Here is a 16831-nt window from a genome sequence, read left to right as displayed (position 1 = left end):
GGCGGCTTGCTGCGCCCGGTGCGGAACGGCACGACCGGCCCGACGCGGTGCCGAACGGTACGGTCGGTGCGGGACGGGCGGCGGGTTCGCCGTCCGTCCCGCACTGGCGGGACGGCCCGCACGGGCGTGCGGATTGTCAGTGCCGCTCGGGAGAATGTTCGACATGAAGAACGACGCCGTACTGCTCTCCCCTGCCGACTACGCCGACGCCGTGGCCTCCGCCGTCCAGGCCTCCGCCGCCTACTACGGCGACGGCGCCACCCCGCTCGGCGACGACGAGTACGACGTCCTGCTGCGGGCCATCGCCGCCTACGAGGAGGCCCACCCGGGCGAGGTGCTGCCCGACTCCCCCACCGGCAAGGTGGCCGGCGGCGCGGTCGAGGGCGACGTCCCGCACAGCGTGCCGATGCTCTCGCTGGACAACGTCTTCTCCGCCGAGGAGCTCACCGACTGGGCGGCGGGCCTGGAGCGGCGACTGGGCCGCCCGGTGGCCGCGTGGTGCGTGGAGCCCAAGCTGGACGGCCTCGCGGTCGCCGCCCGCTACCGCGCGGGCCGCCTCCAGCAGCTGATCACCCGCGGCGACGGCCTGGCCGGCGAGGACATCATCCATGCCGCGGACGCCGTCCTCGGACTGCCCGGCGAGCTCGCCGAGCCCGTCGACATCGAGCTGCGCGGCGAGGTCCTGCTCACCCGCGAGCAGTTCGAGCACGCCAACGAGGTCCGCACCGCGCACGGCGCCGTCCCCTTCGCCAACCCGCGCAACGGCGCCGCCGGCACCCTGCGCGCCAAGGACCGCCCCTACCGCATCGAGCTGACCTTCTTCGCCTACGACGCCGTCGGCCTCGACGAGGACCCCGACCACGGCGCACTCCTGGAGCGCCTCGCCGCCCTCGGCGCCAACACCGCGGCCACCACCGCCGCCCACCCGCTGCGCTGCACCGCCCTGGACGAGGTCCAGCAGCGCGTCGAGGAGATCGCCGCCCTGCGCTCCGCGCTGCCCTTCGGCATCGACGGCGTCGTCGTCAAGGCCGACGCCGCCGCCGACCAGCGCGACGCCGGCTCCGGCTCCCGCGCGCCGCGCTGGGCCGTCGCCCGCAAGCTCGCCGCCGAGCACAAGGTCACCCGCCTGCTCGACGTCGAGTGGAACGTCGGCCGCACCGGCATCATCGCCCCGCGCGCCGTCCTCGAACCGGTCGTCATCGACGGCGTCACCGTCACCTACGCCACCCTGCACAACCCCGCCGACATCACCCGCCGCGGCCTCATGCTCGGCGACCAGGTCTTCGTCTACCGCGCGGGCGACGTCATCCCCCGCGTCGAGGCCCCGCTCGTCGACCAGCGCACCGGCGAGGAGCGGCAGATCGTCTTCCCCGAGACCTGCCCGCGCTGCGGCGACGCCATCGACACCACCGAGCAGCGCTGGCGCTGCGCCCGCGGGCGCAACTGCCAGGCCGTCGCCTCCGTCATCTACGCCGCCGGCCGCGACCAGCTCGACATCGAGGGCCTCGGCGGCACCCGCGCCGTCCAGCTCGTCGAGGCCGGGCTGGTCACCGACATCGCCGACCTGTTCACCCTGACCCGTGAGCAACTGCTCGGCCTGGAGCGGATGGGAGAGACCAGCACCGACAACCTGCTCGCCGCCATCGAGACCGCCCGCAGCCGCCCGCTCAACCGCGTCTTCTGCGCCCTCGGCGTCCGCGGCACCGGGCGCACCATGTCCCGCCGCATCGCCGCCCACTTCGGCTCCATGGCCGCCATCCGCGCCGCCGACGCCGACACCCTCGCCCAGGTCGACGGCATCGGCACCGAGAAGGCCCGCGTCGTCGTCGCCGAACTCGCCGAACTCGCCGACCTGCTGGACAAGCTGGCGGCCCGGGACGTCGGCACCGCCGTCACCGCACCGACCGCACCCGCCGCACCCGCCGCCGGTGCGGCCACCGCGGGCGACGGCACCGCGGAGCCGGGTATCGGGGCTGCCGTCGACGCCGTCGCCGCCGGTCCGCTCACGGGCGAGGCCGTCGTCGTCACCGGCAGCATGACCGGCCCGCTGGCCGCCCTCTCCCGCAACGAGATGAACGAGCTCATCGAGCGCGCCGGCGGCAAGGCCTCCTCCTCCGTCTCCAAGCGCACCACCCTGCTCGTCGCCGGCGAGAAGGCCGGCGCCAAGCGCACCAAGGCCGAGGAACTCGGCATCCGGATCCTCTCCCCCGACGACTTCGCCGTCCTCGTCGCCGACCACCTCCCCCAGGACTGACCCGGGCCCGATCGGGCACGCGCGTCCCGCCGCGGCCGCCCCGGTGCCAGCCGGGCGGCGGGGCGGCGCTGTCGGCCGGCACCTTGCGCCGGGGCCGGGGCGGTCGTGTCCCGATCGGCCGCACCGTCCAGGCGCCGCACGACGGCGATCCGGCGTGGGGGGCGGCGGACTTCCTTCGAAGCCCACCCCTGCCGAACGGCAGGGGTGGGCATGGGGGTTGAGCTGGGAAAACCTGCCGATCGGCACATGGACCGGGAGGTGGCCGGGAGAGAGGCTTGACCTGTCAGCAGGACGAGGCCGCGGCCCACGCCGATCGGCCTTCCAGGCAGGGGAGTTCACCATGGTCGCCAGTCGTTCCGCCGTTGTCGCCGCCGTCTCCGGCACCGCCGTTCGCTCCAAGGTCCTCGGGGCGGTCACCGTCGCCGCGCTGCTCACCACCGTGGGCTGCGCGAGTTCGTCCTCGCCCGCACCCGCCACCGCCGCGGCGAGCACGGCGAGCATCACGGCCGCCACCCCGGGCACCGCAGCCGCGCGGGCGGCGGTCAGTGGTTCGGCCCGGCTCTCGTACGCCTACTCCCCCGACGACGACATACGCTTCGGCTTCGAGCTGGAAGCCGTGCCGTTCAGCCGCCCCACGAGCGAGACCCCGCAGGGCCTGCCGACGGACGCCCGGGGCACCGTCCGGATCTCGCACCACGTTGCTTCGCTGGGCCGCGCCATCACCTCGGAGGCCGAGGTGGACTGCCTGGTGACGGGTGATCGGTCGGCGACGTTCACCGCGATCATCACCCGTGCCGACCCGGAGCTGGCCGACACCGTGGGCCAGCGGCGGGGCTTCAGCGTCTTCGACGGCGGTTCGCCCGAGCACCCGGACCGGGTCGGGTTCTCCTGGGGCGTGGCCAATCTCGACCTCGACAGCGCGGGCAAGGCCGTCGAGGGCCGAGTCGGCACCTGCATGGCGCCCGCGCCGTTCGCGCCCGTGGTCACCGGCGATCTGACCGTCCGGCACACCGAACTGCCCCCGCTCCCCACCGCAACCACCACCGCCACCGCCGCCCCCGGGGGCACCCCGGCCCCGTCGACCACCCCGGCCGCCCGATGAGGCCGCCGACCGGCGCCGTCGGCCGCACCGGGCACCGGATGCGCCTGAGGAGTCCGCATGACCGCACTGCACCGTACGGGCCGCGGCGCGCACCGCGGCACCGACCGCCGTCCGCCCCGTCGGGCGCAGGCTCCCCGCACCGACCGGGGGCGCGTCGGCACTCTCCGGACCGCACGGGTCGGCCCGGGAGGCCCGTGGTCAGCCCAGGTCCATCGCCTCGGCCAGCAGACGGTAGGAGTCGAGCAGCGCCCCGCGGTCGTAGGCGCTGGTGGTGACGAGGTATTCGTCGGCGCCGGTCCGTTCCATCAGCGCCCGCAGTTCGGCGGCGGCCTCATGCGGCGTACCGGCGATGTGGCCCTGAAGGGCCCGCTCGAAGGAGGTCCGCTCGCGCGGGCTCATCGGGCGGGCGCGGATCTCCTCCGCCGGCACCAGCGGGGGGAACTCGCCGTGGGCCCGGGAGTAGGCGCTGGACCACGCCTCCGACACCAGCAGGTCCTCGGCGCGCTCGGCGGTCCCGGCCACCGCGACCGTGCCGGAGACGACCACATACGGGCGCGGGGCCCGGGGCGAGGGGCGGAAGCGGACGCGGTAGCGGTCGATGGCCTCCTGCATCGCCGCCTCACCGCGCGCGGCGGCGATCACCAGGGGCAGTCCGGCGTCGGCCGCGAGGTCGGCGCCCGCACCGGTGGCCAGGACGAAGGCCGGTACCTCCAGCCCCTCCGCGGGGCGTGCGTGGACGTCCTGCGGACCGCGCGTTGCGGCGTCGAAGTAGCCCAGCAGTTCGTCCAGTTGGTCGGCGAATCCGTCGGCCGCGTCCTTCTCCCGCCCCAGCGCCCGCCGCACCCCGTCGGTGAACGCCACCGAGCGGCCGAGACCCATGTCGATCCGGCCGGGGAAGAGCGAGGCGAGGACACCGAACTGCTCGGCCACCACGAGCGGCTGATGGTTCGGCAGCATCACCCCGCCCGTCCCGACCCGGATCCGGGTGGTGGCCGCCGCCACCGCGGCAGCCAGGACGGTGGGCGCGGATCCCGCCACCCCGGGGACCCCGTGGTGCTCCGACACCCAGAAGCGGTGGTAGCCGAACCGCTCCGCCTCCTGAGCGAACGCCACCGTGTCACGCAGTGCCTGGGCCGGCTCCTCCCCCTGCCTGATCCGGGAGCGGTCCAGCACGGAGAGTCGAAGTGCGGGTGCAGCGCTGTTCACACCTGGCGGAACAACCACGGGCGACGACGGCATTCCCCACCGCCGACCGCCACCGCAACGGTGGCGATCGCCGTCGCGGTGGCAGCGTCCGGCACCACCCGTCCGCCTCCGCGCCGCGCGCTCGGCACCGGGTGCACCTCCGGCTCAGGCCGCGGCAGTGCTCGCGGTCCATTCCAGCAGCCGGTCGGCCGGCCAGGTGGTGATCAGGCGCTCGGCGGGGATTCCGGCCCGGGCGGCCCGGGCGCAGCCGTGGTCCTGCCAGTCGAGCTGGTCGGGGGCGTGGGCATCGGTGTCGACCGCGAACAGGCAGCCGGCGTCGGCGGCCTGCTGCAGCAGGTCGTCGGGCGGGTCGTGGCGTTCCGGACGGCAGTTGATCTCGACGGCGGTGCCGGATTCGGCGCAGGCGGCGAAGACCGCGGCGGCGTCGAACTGCGACTGCGGACGGGTGCGGCCGGTGAGCAGCCGTCCGGTGCAGTGGCCGAGCACATCGGTGTGGGGGTTGCGGACGGCGGCCACCATCCGCGCGGTCATCGGGCCGCGGTCCATCCGCAGCCTGGAGTGGACCGAGGCCACCACGACGTCCAGGCGGGCGAGCAACTCGCGCTCCTGGTCGAGGGCGCCGTCGTCGAGGATGTCGCACTCGATGCCGGTGAGCAGCCGGAACGGCCGGTAGCGGGCCCGGAGGTCCGCGACGACCTCCAGTTGGCGGCGCAGGCGGTCCGGGTCGAGTCCGTGGGCGATGGTCAGTCGCGGGGAGTGGTCGGTGAGGACGGCCCAGTGGTGGCCGAGGTCGCGGGCCGCACCGGCCATCTCCTCGATCGGGCTACCGCCGTCGGACCAGTCCGAGTGGAGGTGGCAGTCGCCGACCGTGGCCGCGTGCAGCTCCTGTGCCATCCGCACCAGGGGCTCGCCGGTCGCCTCCGCCTCCAGCCGGGCGAGGTAGCCGGGCATCCGGCCGTGGGACGCCTCGACGATCACCTCGGCGGTCACCGGTCCGACGCCGGGCAACCGCTGGGCGGTGGCCGTGTCGATCGGACCGGGCGACAGGGCCCGGGCCGACCGGGCAGCGGTGCGGAAGGCCCGCACCCGGTACGGCGACGCCTCGCGCCAGGCCAGCAGGGCGGCGATGCGCCGCAGGGCCTCGACCGGGCCGGGCGCGTCGCCGGGGCCGCACGCACCGCCGGGGCCGCACGCACCGCCGGGGCCGCGTGTTCCGACGGATGCCGCCGCGTGCTCGTGCACGGACACCGCTCCTTCCTCGCCGCCGCCGATTCCCCGGGCGCTCCAAGTCGTAGGCAGCTGGCGCCAGAAAGCCCCGGCAGCCTGGCGCTCCGGCGGTCGGTGCCGGGCGCTACTCCTGTTCCTCGGTCGGGGCCGCCGGTCCGGACTGCTGCTCGGCGACCGGCTTCCCTCCCCGGACGGTCGGGACCGTGCCGGTGTCGGAGTCGCGGTCGTCCGCCTGCTTCTGCGCACCGGCGGGCCCGGCATCCGCGGGTTCGGCCTTCCCGGGCGCGGGCCTGCCGCCGTGCGGTGTGCTGTGGTCCTCGTCGTGGTGCAGCGGAACGCCGCCCGCGCCGCCCTGCGGGGTGTCGTCCATGGTGTCCTCCTCGCACCGCGGCCGCACGTCCGGGCGCCGCCGAACCGGCGCTGCCTCACGGGCGCGGCCCGCACGGACCCGGCTACCCCGGAAGCGCCGCCCCACACGGCCCGACACGGGACGGGACGGCGCGACACGGCAACGGCACGCCACCGCCTGCCCTACCGCGGCGTACCCGGGCGCAGGACTTTCCTGGACACTCGTCTATGATTAATGGACACCTGTCCGGAAAGGTACTGCCGTGGAGATCGTCGCAAGCACACTGGTCGGCCTGGTGGCCGCCCTGCACGGGTACATCCTCGTCCTGGAGATGTTCCTCTGGGAGCGCGCGCCCGGGCGCAAGCTCTCCGGTTTCGACCCCGAACTCGCCCGGGCCACCGCACCCCTGGCCGCCAACCAGGGCCTCTACAACGGCTTCCTGGCCGCGGGCCTGGTCTGGGGCCTGGTGGCGGGCGACCCGATCGGCTTCCGGGTCCAGGTCTTCTTCCTCTCCTGCGTGGTCGTCGCGGGCCTGTACGGGGCGGCGACCGCCAACCGGCGCATCCTCGTCGCCCAGGCGCTGCCCGGCGGCCTGGCCCTCGCCGCCGTCCTGGTCGCCCGATGACGGATCCCCGGACCGAGCGCACCCGGAGCCGGTTGCGCGCCGCGCTACTGGCCGAATGCGCGGAACGGCCGCTGGCCGAGGTGGGTGTGGCGGCCGTGGTCCGGCGGGCCGGCGTCGGCCGGGCCACGTTCTACGTCCACTACGAGGACCTGCAGGCCCTCGCGGTGGACGCCTGCGCGGAGATCGTCCGGGAGGCCGTGGAGGCGCTGCACGCCTGGCGCGGCATCCCGGATCCGGCCGCCCCGCCGCCCGCACTGGTGGACTTCCTGGCGGAGGTGGAGCAGCACGCCGCGGTCCACCGTTCCCTGCTGCTCCCGGGCGGCGCCGGCCCGCTCGGCGTGCTGCTCCACCAGGAGTTGCGCGAACGCAGCCGCCGCGAGCGGGAGTTGGCGGGGGCGCCGCACCCGGACCTGGTGGCGTCGGCGGTGGCGGCGACCTTCACGGCACTCCTGGGCGACTGGCTGCACGCCCTCGTCCCGGCCACCTCCGACGAACTCGCGGCACGCACCTGGCGGCTGCTGATCGCGATCCACCGCACGCCCTTCGGCCCGCCGGCCGACTGATCCGACCGAGTCGGCCCGACCGCGCCTGCCGAGCCGGACGGCCCTGACGACCCGGACGCCGGACGCCCGTGGCGGCGGACGGCGGGCTGGGCGGGCGGGCGGTGGGGCACGCCCCGGAACCGCCCTTATGCGCGCCCGTCCCCGGAGCCCGCCCCTGAGCCCGCCCCCGAGCCCTCCCCGGAGTCCTCCGTGGGTGCCCCCGGCTCGGGCGGCCACTCCGCGGGCGGCCACTCCCCGGGCGGCCACCAGTCGGGCGGGTCCGCGCCCGCGTGGAACCGGCGCAACCGCCCGGTGCCCAGCTCCACGGCCGTCCGCGGCCGCATCGGTCCGTCGCCCCGCCGGGACAGCACCACGATCTCGGCGACCCGCACCGAGGTGCTGCCCAGGCGCGCCGCGCACGCGGCTGCGAGCGGGCGCGGCGCCGCGGTGCGGCCCAGCGAGAGGTGCGGGGTGAAACCGCCGGCCCGCCGACAGCGGGGGAAGCGCTCGACCAGCGCCTCGTACAGGGCCGTCCAGGGAGCGGAGTCCCCGGCGGCGGGGTCGAGCCAGACGGTGGCGTACCGGTGGTGCCGGAAGCTGCGGACCCCGCCCAACCGCGCCTCGAACGGCGGGCATGCGGCCGCCGCAGCGGCCAGCAGCGGGTCGGCCGGGCCGAAGTCGTCCTCCGGGACGAAACCGAAGAGCAGGTTGACGTGCGGCGGCCAGCGGCGGATCTGCGGGTCGTGCTCCTGCCGGATCTCCTGTACTGCGGGCCAGAGCCGGGCGGGCGGGAGCCACACCACCGCCGTCCGGGGCACCGGTGCCACGTCGAGCAGCCCCGGGAGACCCGCACCCCAGCCGAACGTCTCCCCGCCGGGTCCCGAACCGGCCGGCCCACCGCCACGGCCGTCGACCGCGCGTACGTCCATCCCTCCATCATGCGACCGCCCACCGCACCCGGTCATCACCCCCGTCCCCGTCCTGCACCCGGTACCCCGCCCCTCCACCCGGCACCCGGCACCCTGCACCCCGTCCCTCCACCCGGCACCCGGCCAGCGCTACCGACCGCGCCGACGGCGTCCGCGGCCCCGACGCCCCGGACGGCCCGGCCCCGTCGCCCGGACGGCCCCCGCCGAGCCCGCCGAGCCCGCCGCGCCCGATGCGTGGTCGGCCGAGGCGAGCAGGGCGGCGAGAGCGGTGGTCACCGGGACGGACGCGACCAGACCGATGCTTCCGACCAGGGTGCGGGCGATCTCCTCGGCCACCAGCTCACTCGTGGCCACCGCCGTCACGCCCCGGTCGGCCACCGAGAAGAGCAGGAGCAGCGGGAGGGCGGCCCCGGCGTACGCGAGGACCAGGGTGTTCACGGTGGAGGCGATGTGGTCGCGGCCGATCCGCAGGCCCGCGCGGTAGAGGCGGCGGGCGCTCATGGTGGGGTCGGCCTGCTTCAGTTCCCAGACCGCCGAGGTCTGGGTGACCGTCACGTCGTCGAGCACGCCCAGGGAGCCGATGACGAAGCCCGCGAGCAGCAGTCCGCGGAGGTCGATGCCCGGGAAGAGGCCGCGGATGAGCCCGGTCTCCTCCGAGGTGTTGCCGCTGAGCTGCGCCCAGGCGGTGAACGCGGCGCCGAGGACGCCGATCAGCACCAGCGAGACCAGCGTTCCCAGGACCGCGACGGAGGTCCGTGCGGAGAAGCCGTGGCAGAGGTACAGCGCGATCAGCATGATGGCGCCGGCTCCGACGACGGCGACGAGCAGCGGATCGGAGCCCTGGAGGACGGCGGGCAGCACGAACAGCGCCAGCACCGCGAAGCTGATCGCCAGGGCGACCAGCGCCATCAGTCCCTGCCGGCGTCCGACCGCCAGGACGGCCAGGGCGAACACCCCGGCCAGCGCCGCCATCGGGACGTCCCGGTCCACGTCGACGACGGTGTACCGGATGTCCTCCGGTGCGTCGGGCGCATGGGTGAGGACCAGTTCGTCGCCCGCGCCGTAGCGGCGGGGTTCGCCGGGGTGGACGGTGACCGTGAACGTGCGGCCCCGGTCCGGTCCGCTGATCACCTCGACGACGGCCTGCCGGCAGATGCCGGTCTCCCCGGGGGCGTGCGCGTCCTCGCCCTCGGTCTCGGCGGACCGGCCGGGGGCCGCCTCGGCGCAGGGCAGTTCGGTCACCCGGGCGACCCGGCCGCGCTCCGTCTGCTGGTCGAAGCCGAGGCCGGTGCGCTCGTGGGCCGGCACCCCGCCGGGCCACAGGACGGCGAGCCCGACGACGACCGCCGCCGCGAACGGCACCACCACCGCGGCGACGATCCTGCGCAGCCGCGCGGAGACCGGCAGCGCGGGCCCGTGCGCATGACCGTGGCCGTGCGCACCCGCACCCCCGTGCCCGTGTGCACCCCCGTGCCCGGGCCCGTGCACATCGCCGTGCCCGCCGCCGTGGCCGTGTCCGTGTCCGCCGCCTTGCCCGTGCCCGCCCGCGCTCCCCCGGCTGTCCCGGTGACCCCCCGCCCGGTGCTGCGAACCGTCCTCCTCCACCTGTCCGTTGTGCACTCCTGCGGCTCCTTGCGAACGACGACCTGCGCCCCCATCAGATCATCGCGGCTCCCCGGTCCCGACCGTCACCCCCGTCCCACCCGCACCGCCGAACGCGCGGGCGCGGACCGCACACCGAACCCGCCCGGCCGTACCACGGATCCCCGCGCCGGGTGGCTGAATCCCGACGAGACCCCCCGCATGGGCGAACTGCGGCCGAGGGCGGTACGCCAAGGCCGCAACGCGACAAATCTGGTGCCAGCATCACCCCGGTCGGCGGGTTCCAGCCAGGCTCCGCCGGACCGGTGTGCGAGCTGCCCACCTGCCCGCGCCACCCACCCGTCCCTCCTACTTGGATCGTTTGAGGATGCTGATGCTTCGTGCTGGATCGTCTCCCCGGGGGCGACGCTCCGCTCCTGTTCTCGTGGAGCTGCTGCCCGCGTTCGTGACGGCCGCTGCCGCCGTCGCCGCCGCGTCGCTGGTCTCCCCGGACGCCCGTACGGGAGTCGTGTGGTGCGGAGTGGTCGGCACCGTGGCGGTGGCCGTGGTGGCGGCCGAGGCCGCCCGCCGGGGGCGTGCCCTGGCGGGGCTGCGCGAGCGGCTGGCCCGGCAGGAGCGGGAGCTGCACGGGCGGCTGACCCGGCAGGAGGCCGAGATGCTCCTGCTGGCCCGGGTCGCGCTGCCCGAGGCGGTGGCCCGTCTCCAGGCGGGTGAGGTCATCGAGGAGGTCCTGCGGGCCTTCGAGTCCCACGACGACGGTGTGGGGCCGGATTTCCGGGCCGCCCGGATGGCCGTGCTGCGGTCCGTCCTGGAGACGGTCGACAACGAGGAGGGCCTGCGCGAGGCCGCCCAGCGGGCGTTCGTGAACATCGCCCGCCGGGTGCAGGCGATCATCCACCGGCAGGCCCAGGACCTGCGCGAGATGGAGGACACCCACGGCAGCAGCCCGGCCGTCTTCACCGACCTGCTGCGCCTGGACCACGGCAACGCGCTGGCCGGCCGGCTCGCGGACAGCATCGCCGTCCTCGGCGGCGCCCGCCCGGGCCGCCAGTGGAGCAAGGCCGTGCCGCTGTACAGCGTGCTGCGGGGCGGCATGTCGCGGATCCTGGACTACCAGCGGGTCGAGCTGCACCCGGTGTCGGACGTCGCCGTGGTCGGGCCCGCCGTCGAACCGCTCATCCACGCGCTCGCCGAACTGCTGGACAACGCCACCCGCTACTCGCCGCCGAGCACCAAGGTGCATCTGACCGCCGCCGAGGTGCAGACCGGTATAGCGATCGAGATCGAGGACGGCGGCCTCAGCCTGAGCGAGGAGGGCCGGGCCCGAGCCGAGCGGATGCTCCGCGACGCGCAGGCCGGCATCGACCTCAAGGACCTCGGCGAGACGCCCCGGCTCGGTCTCGCCGTCGTCGGCCGGCTCGCCCAGGCGTACGGCTTCCAGGTGTCGCTGCGCCCGTCGGCGTACGGCGGGGTGCGGGCCGTGCTGATCGTCCCGCAGCGGTACATCACCACGGCTCCGGGCACCAGCCTCGCGCACGGCATCGGCGCCGGTTCCGGGCCGCGGCCGATCGACAAGCCGCAGCGGTGGGCGGCGAGAGCGGCGTCGTCCTCCCCCGCGCAGGTGTCGTACGGCACGTCCTCCTTCGGGTCCTCGGCCTTCGGTTCGTCCTCCTTCGGTTCCGTCCCGCGGACGGCCAACGGGGCTACCCCCGGCGCCGACACCGGTTTCGGCAGCGGTCCGGGCAACGGCACCACCACCGGCAGCACCGGCTACGGCACGACCGGTTACGGCAGCGGCGGCTTCGGCACCACCGGCCTCGGCACCGCCACCGGCGACAGCCACGGCTACGGGTACGGCGAGGACGACGTCCCGATCGTGACCGAGCGGACCGCCAACGGCCTGCCGCAGCGCCGCCGCCACGCCGCGCCGTACCGCGGAGGGGTCTCCGAGGCCGCCCGGGCCCGGCAGGCGGCCCCGCGGGCCGCGGACCGCTCGCCGAACCGGCCGCCCGCCTCCGCCGCACAGCCGGCCGAGGCTCCGGTCCAGCCGCCCGGGCTGTGGCTGGAGGCGTTCAACGAGGGGCTGAACGGCACGTCCTCGCCCGGCGCGGCCGGCCCCACCAGTGAAGAGTCGTCAGGAAAGGGCCAGCAGTGATTCAGCAGCAGACCAACATGGACTGGATGCTCAAGGATCTGGCGGACAGCGTCCCGCACACCCGCCACATCGTCGTGCTCTCCGCCGACGGCCTGCGGATGGCCCAGCACGGCACCGAGCCCGACGCCGCCGACCGGCTCGCCGCCGCCTGCGCCGGCCTGCAGAGCCTGGCCGCCGCGGTGGGGCACGAATTCCCGCACGGCGACGGAAGAATGCGGATGGTCGTGATCGAGATGGGCGGCGGCTTCTTCTACCTGATGGCCGCCGGCGCCCGCGCCTACCTCGCGGTGCTGGCCGACGACGCGGTGGACGCCGGGCTGATGGGCCAGCGGATGCGCGACCTCGTCGCCCGGATCGGCGAGCACCTGACGACACCTCCGCGCAATGGCGAGCAGGTCGCATGAGCGCAGTCGGCCAGGGCTGGGACGAGATCCCCGAACGTCTCTATGTGATCACGCGCGGCCGTGGCGGCACGGGCGCCGAGCAGACCACATTCGACCTGGTCACCCTGATCGTCGCGGTGTCGGAGCCGAGCCCCTCGATGCCGCCGGAGCAGGCGGCGATCCTGCGCATCTGCGGGTCGCCGCTCTCCGCGGCCGAGATCTCCGCCCACCTGCGGCTGCCGATGAGCGTGGTCACCGTCCTGCTGGCGGACCTGCTCGCGGAGGGGCGGATCGAGGCCCGGTCCGCCGTCCCGCAGGCGATCCTTCCCGACATTGCCCTGTTGGAGGCGGTGATGCATGGACTTCAGAAGCTCTGAGACGCTGCCCGGGCCCGATCCGGCACCCTGGTCGGCGGCCCCGTCCGGCAGCGGGGCGGCCGGCCGCCCGGCGGGGTACGGGCCCGAGACCGTGCCGGGGCCGGAGCACGCCGACCGGCTGCCGGCCTCGGCCACCATGGCGGTCAAGGTGGTGGTCGTGGGCGGCTTCGGCGTCGGCAAGACCACCCTGGTCGGCGCGGTCAGCGAGATCCGTCCGCTGACCACCGAGGAGACCATGACGCAGGCCGGCGCGGGCGTCGACGACCTCGCCGGGGTGGAGCGCAAGACCCGCACCACGGTGGCGATGGACTTCGGCCGGATCAGCATCACCGACGAACTGGTGCTGTACGTGTTCGGCACCCCCGGCCAGGAGCGCTTCTGGTTCCTCTGGAACGGCCTCTTCGAGGGGGCGCTCGGCGCGGTCGTGCTGGTCGACACCCGGCGGCTGGAGGTCAGCTTCGAGGTGATCGGCCGGCTGGAGGACCGCGGGGTGCCGTTCGTGGTCGCGGTCAACGCCTTCCCCGAGTCGCCGACCTACCCGGTCGAGGAGCTGCGGGGCGCACTGGACCTCCCGCCGGAGGTGCCGATCGTGACATGTGACGCCCGCGCCCGCTCCTCCAGCCGCGACGTCCTGATGGCGCTGATGCGCTACCTCTACGACCTCCGGTCCGCGCCCGGCTCCTGACCGCCGGCCACGACCGTCCCCCTTCCACCGCGCCACCGCGCCGACCCCGGAGCCACCGTGACCACCCCGTTCCCTGACGACGCCACCGCCGCCGCCCCGCCGCCCGGCTGCCCCGCCCACGGGCTCGCCTCCCCCGGCCTCCGGCGGCTCTACGGGCCCGAGGCCGAGGCCGACCCGGGCGGCCTGTACGAGAAGCTGCGCGCCGAACACGGCGAGGTGGCACCCGTCCTGCTGCACGGCGACCTCCCCGCCTGGCTGATCCTCGGCCACTCGGCGAACCTCACCGCGATGCGCACGCCCTCCCGCTTCTCCCGCGACTCCCGCCGCTGGACGGCCTTCCGCGAGGGCCTGGTCGCCGCGGACTCCCCGCTGATGCCGGTGATCGCCTGGCAGCCGCTGTGCGTGTTCGCGGACGGCGAGGAGCACAAGCGGCTGCGCGGGGCGGTCACCGACGGCCTGAACCGCTTCGACCGGCGCGGGATCCGCCGCTACGTCACCCGCTTCACCGACGAACTCCTCCGGGACTTCGGCCCCACCGGCCGGGCCGACCTGGTGTCCCAGTTCGCCGAGCACCTGCCGATGCTGGTGATGACCCAGCTGCTGGGCATGCCCGACGAGTACGGTCCCCGACTGGTCGAGGCCGCCCGGGACCTCATGAAGGGCACCGAGACGGCCATCGCGAGCAATGACTACGTCGTCGCCTCGCTGCGCCGGATGATGGACCGCAAGCGCTCCTCCCCGGGCGCCGACCTGGTCTCCTGGCTGATGCAGCACAGCGCCGGGCTCACCGACGACGAGGTGCTGGAGCACCTGCGGGTGGTGCTGCTCGCCGCGAACGAGACCACCGTCAACCTGATCGTGGAGGCGCTGAAGCTGGTCCTCACCGACCGCCGCTTCCGGGCGCACCTGTCCGGCGGGCACATGACCGTCTCCGACGCGCTGGACCAGGTGCTCTGGGACTCCCCGCCGATGTCCCTGGTGGCGGGCCGCTGGGCCACCGGCGACACCGAACTGGGCGGGCAGCGGATCCACGCGGGGGACATGCTCCTGCTCGGGCTCGCGGCGGGCAACGTCGACCCGTCCGTCCGTCCGGACCTGGCGAAGCCGCTCCACGGGAACCGCTCGCACCTGGCCTTCGGCGGCGGCCCGCACGAGTGCCCGGGGCAGGACATCGGCCGGGCCATCGCGGAGACCGGCATCGACATCCTGCTGACCCGTCTGCCGGACCTCGAACTGTCGGTGTCCGAGGACGAGTTGAGCTGGACCTCGGCCTGGATCTCCCGGCACCTGGTCGCCCTGCCGGTGGACTTCAGCCCGCGCCGGCTGCCCGCGCCGGACGCCCAGCCCGCCCCGGCCGCGGGCGGGGCCCTGCCCCCCGCCCCGGTCGAGCCGCCGGCGACGGGCCCGGACACCGCGCCGACGAGCAACCCGTCCACCGCCCCGCCGACGGCCGGGCCGGCCGCCCCCGGCGCCCGACCGGTCCTGCCCCGGCAGCGGAGCCCTTGGTGGAAGGCCCTGACCGGACTGTTCCGGCGCTGACGGCAGCGCCCACCACCGCGTCCCCGGGGACCGGCGCCCCGGGGCCGGGCGGCGGTCAGAGCCGCGGGTCCCGGTGGGTCGGGCGGCCGTCGACGACGGTGAGCAGCACCGGGAGCTCGGGCAGGTCGGTGTCGGGGGTGGTGAGGGGGTTGTCGGCGAGGACGGTGAAGTCGGCGCGCATGCCGACCTCCAGCCGGCCCGCCAGGTGCTCCTCCCCGGCCGCGTACGCCGCGTTGACGGTCATGCCCTGCAGCGCCTGCAGCGGCGTGAGCGCCTGCTCGGGCCCGTGCGGGGGCCGGGTCAGGTCGCGGCTGGGGCGGCGGTGGCGGGCCCCGGCCATGACGCCCAGCGGCGGGTGGGGCGCGATCGGCCAGTCCGAGCCGAGCACGACCGTGGTACCGGACTCCCACAGGTCGCGGCAGCGCCAGGCCCGCCCGGCCCGCTCCTCACCGAGGCGGCGGGACCAGTTGTCGGTGTGGTCGGCGCGGGTGAAGTCGCAGCAGTGGGTGGGCTGCATGGAGGCGACCACCCCGAGCCGGGCGAAGCGGGCCAGGGTGTCGTCCGGCACCGTCTCGATGTGCTCGACCCGGTGGCGCACCACGGCACCGGTACCGGCGCCGCCCCTCGCACCACCCCCCGTGCCCGTCCCGGCGGCCGCCTGCTCGACGGCGTCCAGGACGTGCCGCACGGCCGCGTCGCCGATCGCATGGGTGGCGGTGGGCACGCCCGCGCGGTGGAGTTCGCCGATGATCCGGGTGTACTCCCGCGGGTCCGGCCAGAAGGCGTGGGTGGACCCGCCGTGGCAGTCCGGGCGCTCCAGCCAGGCGGTGCCGTTGTCGATGGTGCCGTCCATGAAGAGCTTGACGCCCGCCACCGTCCACCGGGTACCGCCGGTGCCCTGCAGCTCGACGAGTTCGCGCACCGCGTCGGCGTCCGCGCCGGGCTGGCACCAGGGGGCGACGCGCAGCCGCAGGGGCAGCTGCCGGGCGTCTAGTTCGGCGAACAGGGCGAGGCTGTCGCCGTTGGCGTCCATGACGTGACCGCCGGTGAGCCCGGCGGCGGCCATCGAGCGCAGGGCGCGGGCGAGCCGGTCGCGCTGATCGGCGCGTGTGGGGCGGGGGGCGACGCGCTCGACGAGTTCGCAGGCGGCGTCCTCCAGGAGCAGCCCGGTCGGTCGGCCCGCGCCGTCGCAGACCACCTCGGCGGAGGCCTGTGCGAAGCTGCGGGGGCCGTCCACGCCGGCCAGTTCCAGGGCCCGGCGGCTGGCGATCGCGGAGTGCGCATCGAACAGCAGGAGCAGCGCGGGGACCCCTTGAAGCACCTGGTCGAGCGCGGCGGCCCCGAGCGGCGCTCCGTCGAAGGCGTTCGGGTCCAGTCCCCAGGCGTGCAGCCACTCACCGGGGGCGAGGGCGCGGACCCCCCGGGCCAGCGCCTCGCGCACCTGCACCAGGTCGGTACAGCCGGAGAGGTCGAGGCCGTGGGTGAGTTCGGCGCCGCTGACGGGGTGCAGGTGGCCGTCGACCAGGCCGGGGGTGAGCACGGCGGCCTTGAGGTCGATCACCCGGGTGGTGGGGCCGGCGAGGGCGCGGATGTCCCGGTCGTCGCCCAGCGCGGAGATCCGCCCGCCGGCGGCGGCCAGGGCGGTCTGCGGCAGGAGAGTGCCGGTGACTGGGTCGAGCAGGCGGGCGGAGAGCAGGACGAGTTCGGTGTGCACGGGCGCTCCATCTGACTCAATTCCCGCCGGCAAGGCAGGCAACGCGGAAGGGGGGGGCCCCCCCCGGGGGGGGGGGGGCCGCCCCGCGAGCCCCCCGCCCCCGGGGATAGGCACAGAACCAAAAACAAAAAGAGAATAGAAG

General features: G+C 75.4%; 15 protein-coding genes. 9 read left to right on the top strand and 6 right to left on the bottom strand.

Annotation, left to right across the window (positions count from 1 at the left end; genetic code table 11):
• Positions 1-154: 154 nt before the first annotated feature.
• Together ligA and ACWGB8_RS04080 are read left to right on the top strand one after the other, a co-directional pair.
• Positions 155-2254, top strand: a complete 2100-nt coding sequence (gene ligA, locus ACWGB8_RS04085; RefSeq protein ID WP_452210029.1) for an NAD-dependent DNA ligase LigA — start codon at positions 155-157, stop codon at positions 2252-2254.
• A gap of 340 nt (positions 2255-2594) precedes the next feature.
• Positions 2595-3356, top strand: coding sequence for a hypothetical protein (locus ACWGB8_RS04080; RefSeq protein WP_452210027.1), 762 nt, complete (start codon positions 2595-2597; stop codon positions 3354-3356).
• 198 nt (positions 3357-3554) lie between these two features.
• Here ACWGB8_RS04080 and ACWGB8_RS04075 read toward each other — a convergent pair whose 3' ends face one another.
• From ACWGB8_RS04075 to ACWGB8_RS04065, 3 genes are all read right to left on the bottom strand, one after another.
• The gene (locus tag ACWGB8_RS04075; RefSeq protein ID WP_452210024.1) at positions 3555-4562 is read right to left on the bottom strand and encodes an MsnO8 family LLM class oxidoreductase; all 1008 of its coding nucleotides are present in this window, start codon (positions 4560-4562) and stop codon (positions 3555-3557) included.
• A gap of 144 nt (positions 4563-4706) precedes the next feature.
• Positions 4707-5699, bottom strand: coding sequence for a PHP domain-containing protein (locus ACWGB8_RS04070; protein WP_452210048.1), 993 nt, complete (start codon positions 5697-5699; stop codon positions 4707-4709).
• A gap of 214 nt (positions 5700-5913) precedes the next feature.
• Positions 5914-6159 carry a hypothetical protein gene (locus ACWGB8_RS04065; protein ID WP_452210022.1) on the bottom strand — a complete coding sequence of 82 codons (246 nt, stop codon included), beginning with the start codon at positions 6157-6159 and terminating at the stop codon, positions 5914-5916.
• 241 nt (positions 6160-6400) lie between these two features.
• On the opposite strand from ACWGB8_RS04065, the gene ACWGB8_RS04060 reads away from it, so the two are divergent.
• Entirely contained in the window at positions 6401-6763 is a 363-nt protein-coding gene (locus ACWGB8_RS04060) for a DUF1304 domain-containing protein (protein ID WP_452210020.1), read from the top strand.
• Positions 6760-7326, top strand: coding sequence for a TetR/AcrR family transcriptional regulator (locus ACWGB8_RS04055; RefSeq protein ID WP_452210018.1), 567 nt, complete (start codon positions 6760-6762; stop codon positions 7324-7326). The genes ACWGB8_RS04060 and ACWGB8_RS04055 overlap by 4 nt, the downstream gene beginning before the upstream one ends.
• Before the next feature lie 125 nt (positions 7327-7451).
• Here the strand turns inward: ACWGB8_RS04055 and ACWGB8_RS04050 are convergent, their stop codons facing one another.
• Positions 7452-8234 carry a 2'-5' RNA ligase family protein gene (locus tag ACWGB8_RS04050; protein WP_452210016.1) on the bottom strand — a complete coding sequence of 261 codons (783 nt, stop codon included), beginning with the start codon at positions 8232-8234 and terminating at the stop codon, positions 7452-7454.
• Positions 8235-8363: 129 nt separating this feature from the next.
• The gene (locus ACWGB8_RS04045; protein ID WP_452210014.1) at positions 8364-9854 is read right to left on the bottom strand and encodes a YibE/F family protein; all 1491 of its coding nucleotides are present in this window, start codon (positions 9852-9854) and stop codon (positions 8364-8366) included.
• Between the two features lie 406 nt (positions 9855-10260).
• On the opposite strand from ACWGB8_RS04045, the gene ACWGB8_RS04040 reads away from it, so the two are divergent.
• The 5 genes from ACWGB8_RS04040 to ACWGB8_RS04020 all read left to right on the top strand — a co-directional run bounded on the left by ACWGB8_RS04040 (position 10261) and on the right by ACWGB8_RS04020 (position 14975).
• Positions 10261-11991 carry a sensor histidine kinase gene (locus tag ACWGB8_RS04040; RefSeq protein ID WP_452210013.1) on the top strand — a complete coding sequence of 577 codons (1731 nt, stop codon included), beginning with the start codon at positions 10261-10263 and terminating at the stop codon, positions 11989-11991.
• Positions 11988-12395 carry a roadblock/LC7 domain-containing protein gene (locus tag ACWGB8_RS04035; protein ID WP_452210011.1) on the top strand — a complete coding sequence of 136 codons (408 nt, stop codon included), beginning with the start codon at positions 11988-11990 and terminating at the stop codon, positions 12393-12395. The genes ACWGB8_RS04040 and ACWGB8_RS04035 overlap by 4 nt, the downstream gene beginning before the upstream one ends.
• On the top strand, positions 12392-12751 hold the full coding sequence (locus tag ACWGB8_RS04030) for a DUF742 domain-containing protein (protein ID WP_452210009.1): 360 nt from the start codon (positions 12392-12394) through the stop codon (positions 12749-12751). Before ACWGB8_RS04035 ends, ACWGB8_RS04030 begins: the two co-directional genes overlap by 4 nt.
• Positions 12752-12887: 136 nt before the next feature.
• Positions 12888-13436 (top strand): GTP-binding protein, encoded by a 549-nt coding sequence (locus ACWGB8_RS04025; RefSeq protein WP_452210046.1) that lies wholly within the window; start codon positions 12888-12890, stop codon positions 13434-13436.
• A 57-nt stretch (positions 13437-13493) separates the two neighbouring features.
• Positions 13494-14975 (top strand): cytochrome P450, encoded by a 1482-nt coding sequence (locus ACWGB8_RS04020; protein WP_452210007.1) that lies wholly within the window; start codon positions 13494-13496, stop codon positions 14973-14975.
• Positions 14976-15030: 55 nt separating this feature from the next.
• On the opposite strand, the gene ACWGB8_RS04015 is transcribed toward ACWGB8_RS04020, so the two are convergent.
• Positions 15031-16689, bottom strand: a complete 1659-nt coding sequence (locus ACWGB8_RS04015; RefSeq protein ID WP_452210006.1) for an amidohydrolase — start codon at positions 16687-16689, stop codon at positions 15031-15033.
• Between the last annotated feature and the right edge of the window lie 142 nt (positions 16690-16831).

Source organism: Kitasatospora sp. NPDC054939, from assembly GCF_053610105.1.
The sequence above is the reverse complement of the archived record's forward strand: the minus strand, read 5'-3'. Positions and strand labels throughout refer to the sequence as shown.

Coding starts and splice junctions, on each gene's coding strand:
- ligA (WP_452210029.1), top strand. CDS start 155: ATGTTCGACATGAAGAACGACGCCGTACTGCTCTCCCCTGCCGACTAC.
- ACWGB8_RS04080 (WP_452210027.1), top strand. CDS start 2,595: ATGGTCGCCAGTCGTTCCGCCGTTGTCGCCGCCGTCTCCGGCACCGCC.
- ACWGB8_RS04065 (WP_452210022.1), bottom strand. CDS start 6,159: ATGGACGACACCCCGCAGGGCGGCGCGGGCGGCGTTCCGCTGCACCAC.
- ACWGB8_RS04055 (WP_452210018.1), top strand. CDS start 6,760: ATGACGGATCCCCGGACCGAGCGCACCCGGAGCCGGTTGCGCGCCGCG.
- ACWGB8_RS04050 (WP_452210016.1), bottom strand. CDS start 8,234: ATGGACGTACGCGCGGTCGACGGCCGTGGCGGTGGGCCGGCCGGTTCG.
- ACWGB8_RS04030 (WP_452210009.1), top strand. CDS start 12,392: ATGAGCGCAGTCGGCCAGGGCTGGGACGAGATCCCCGAACGTCTCTAT.
- ACWGB8_RS04025 (WP_452210046.1), top strand. CDS start 12,888: ATGGCGGTCAAGGTGGTGGTCGTGGGCGGCTTCGGCGTCGGCAAGACC.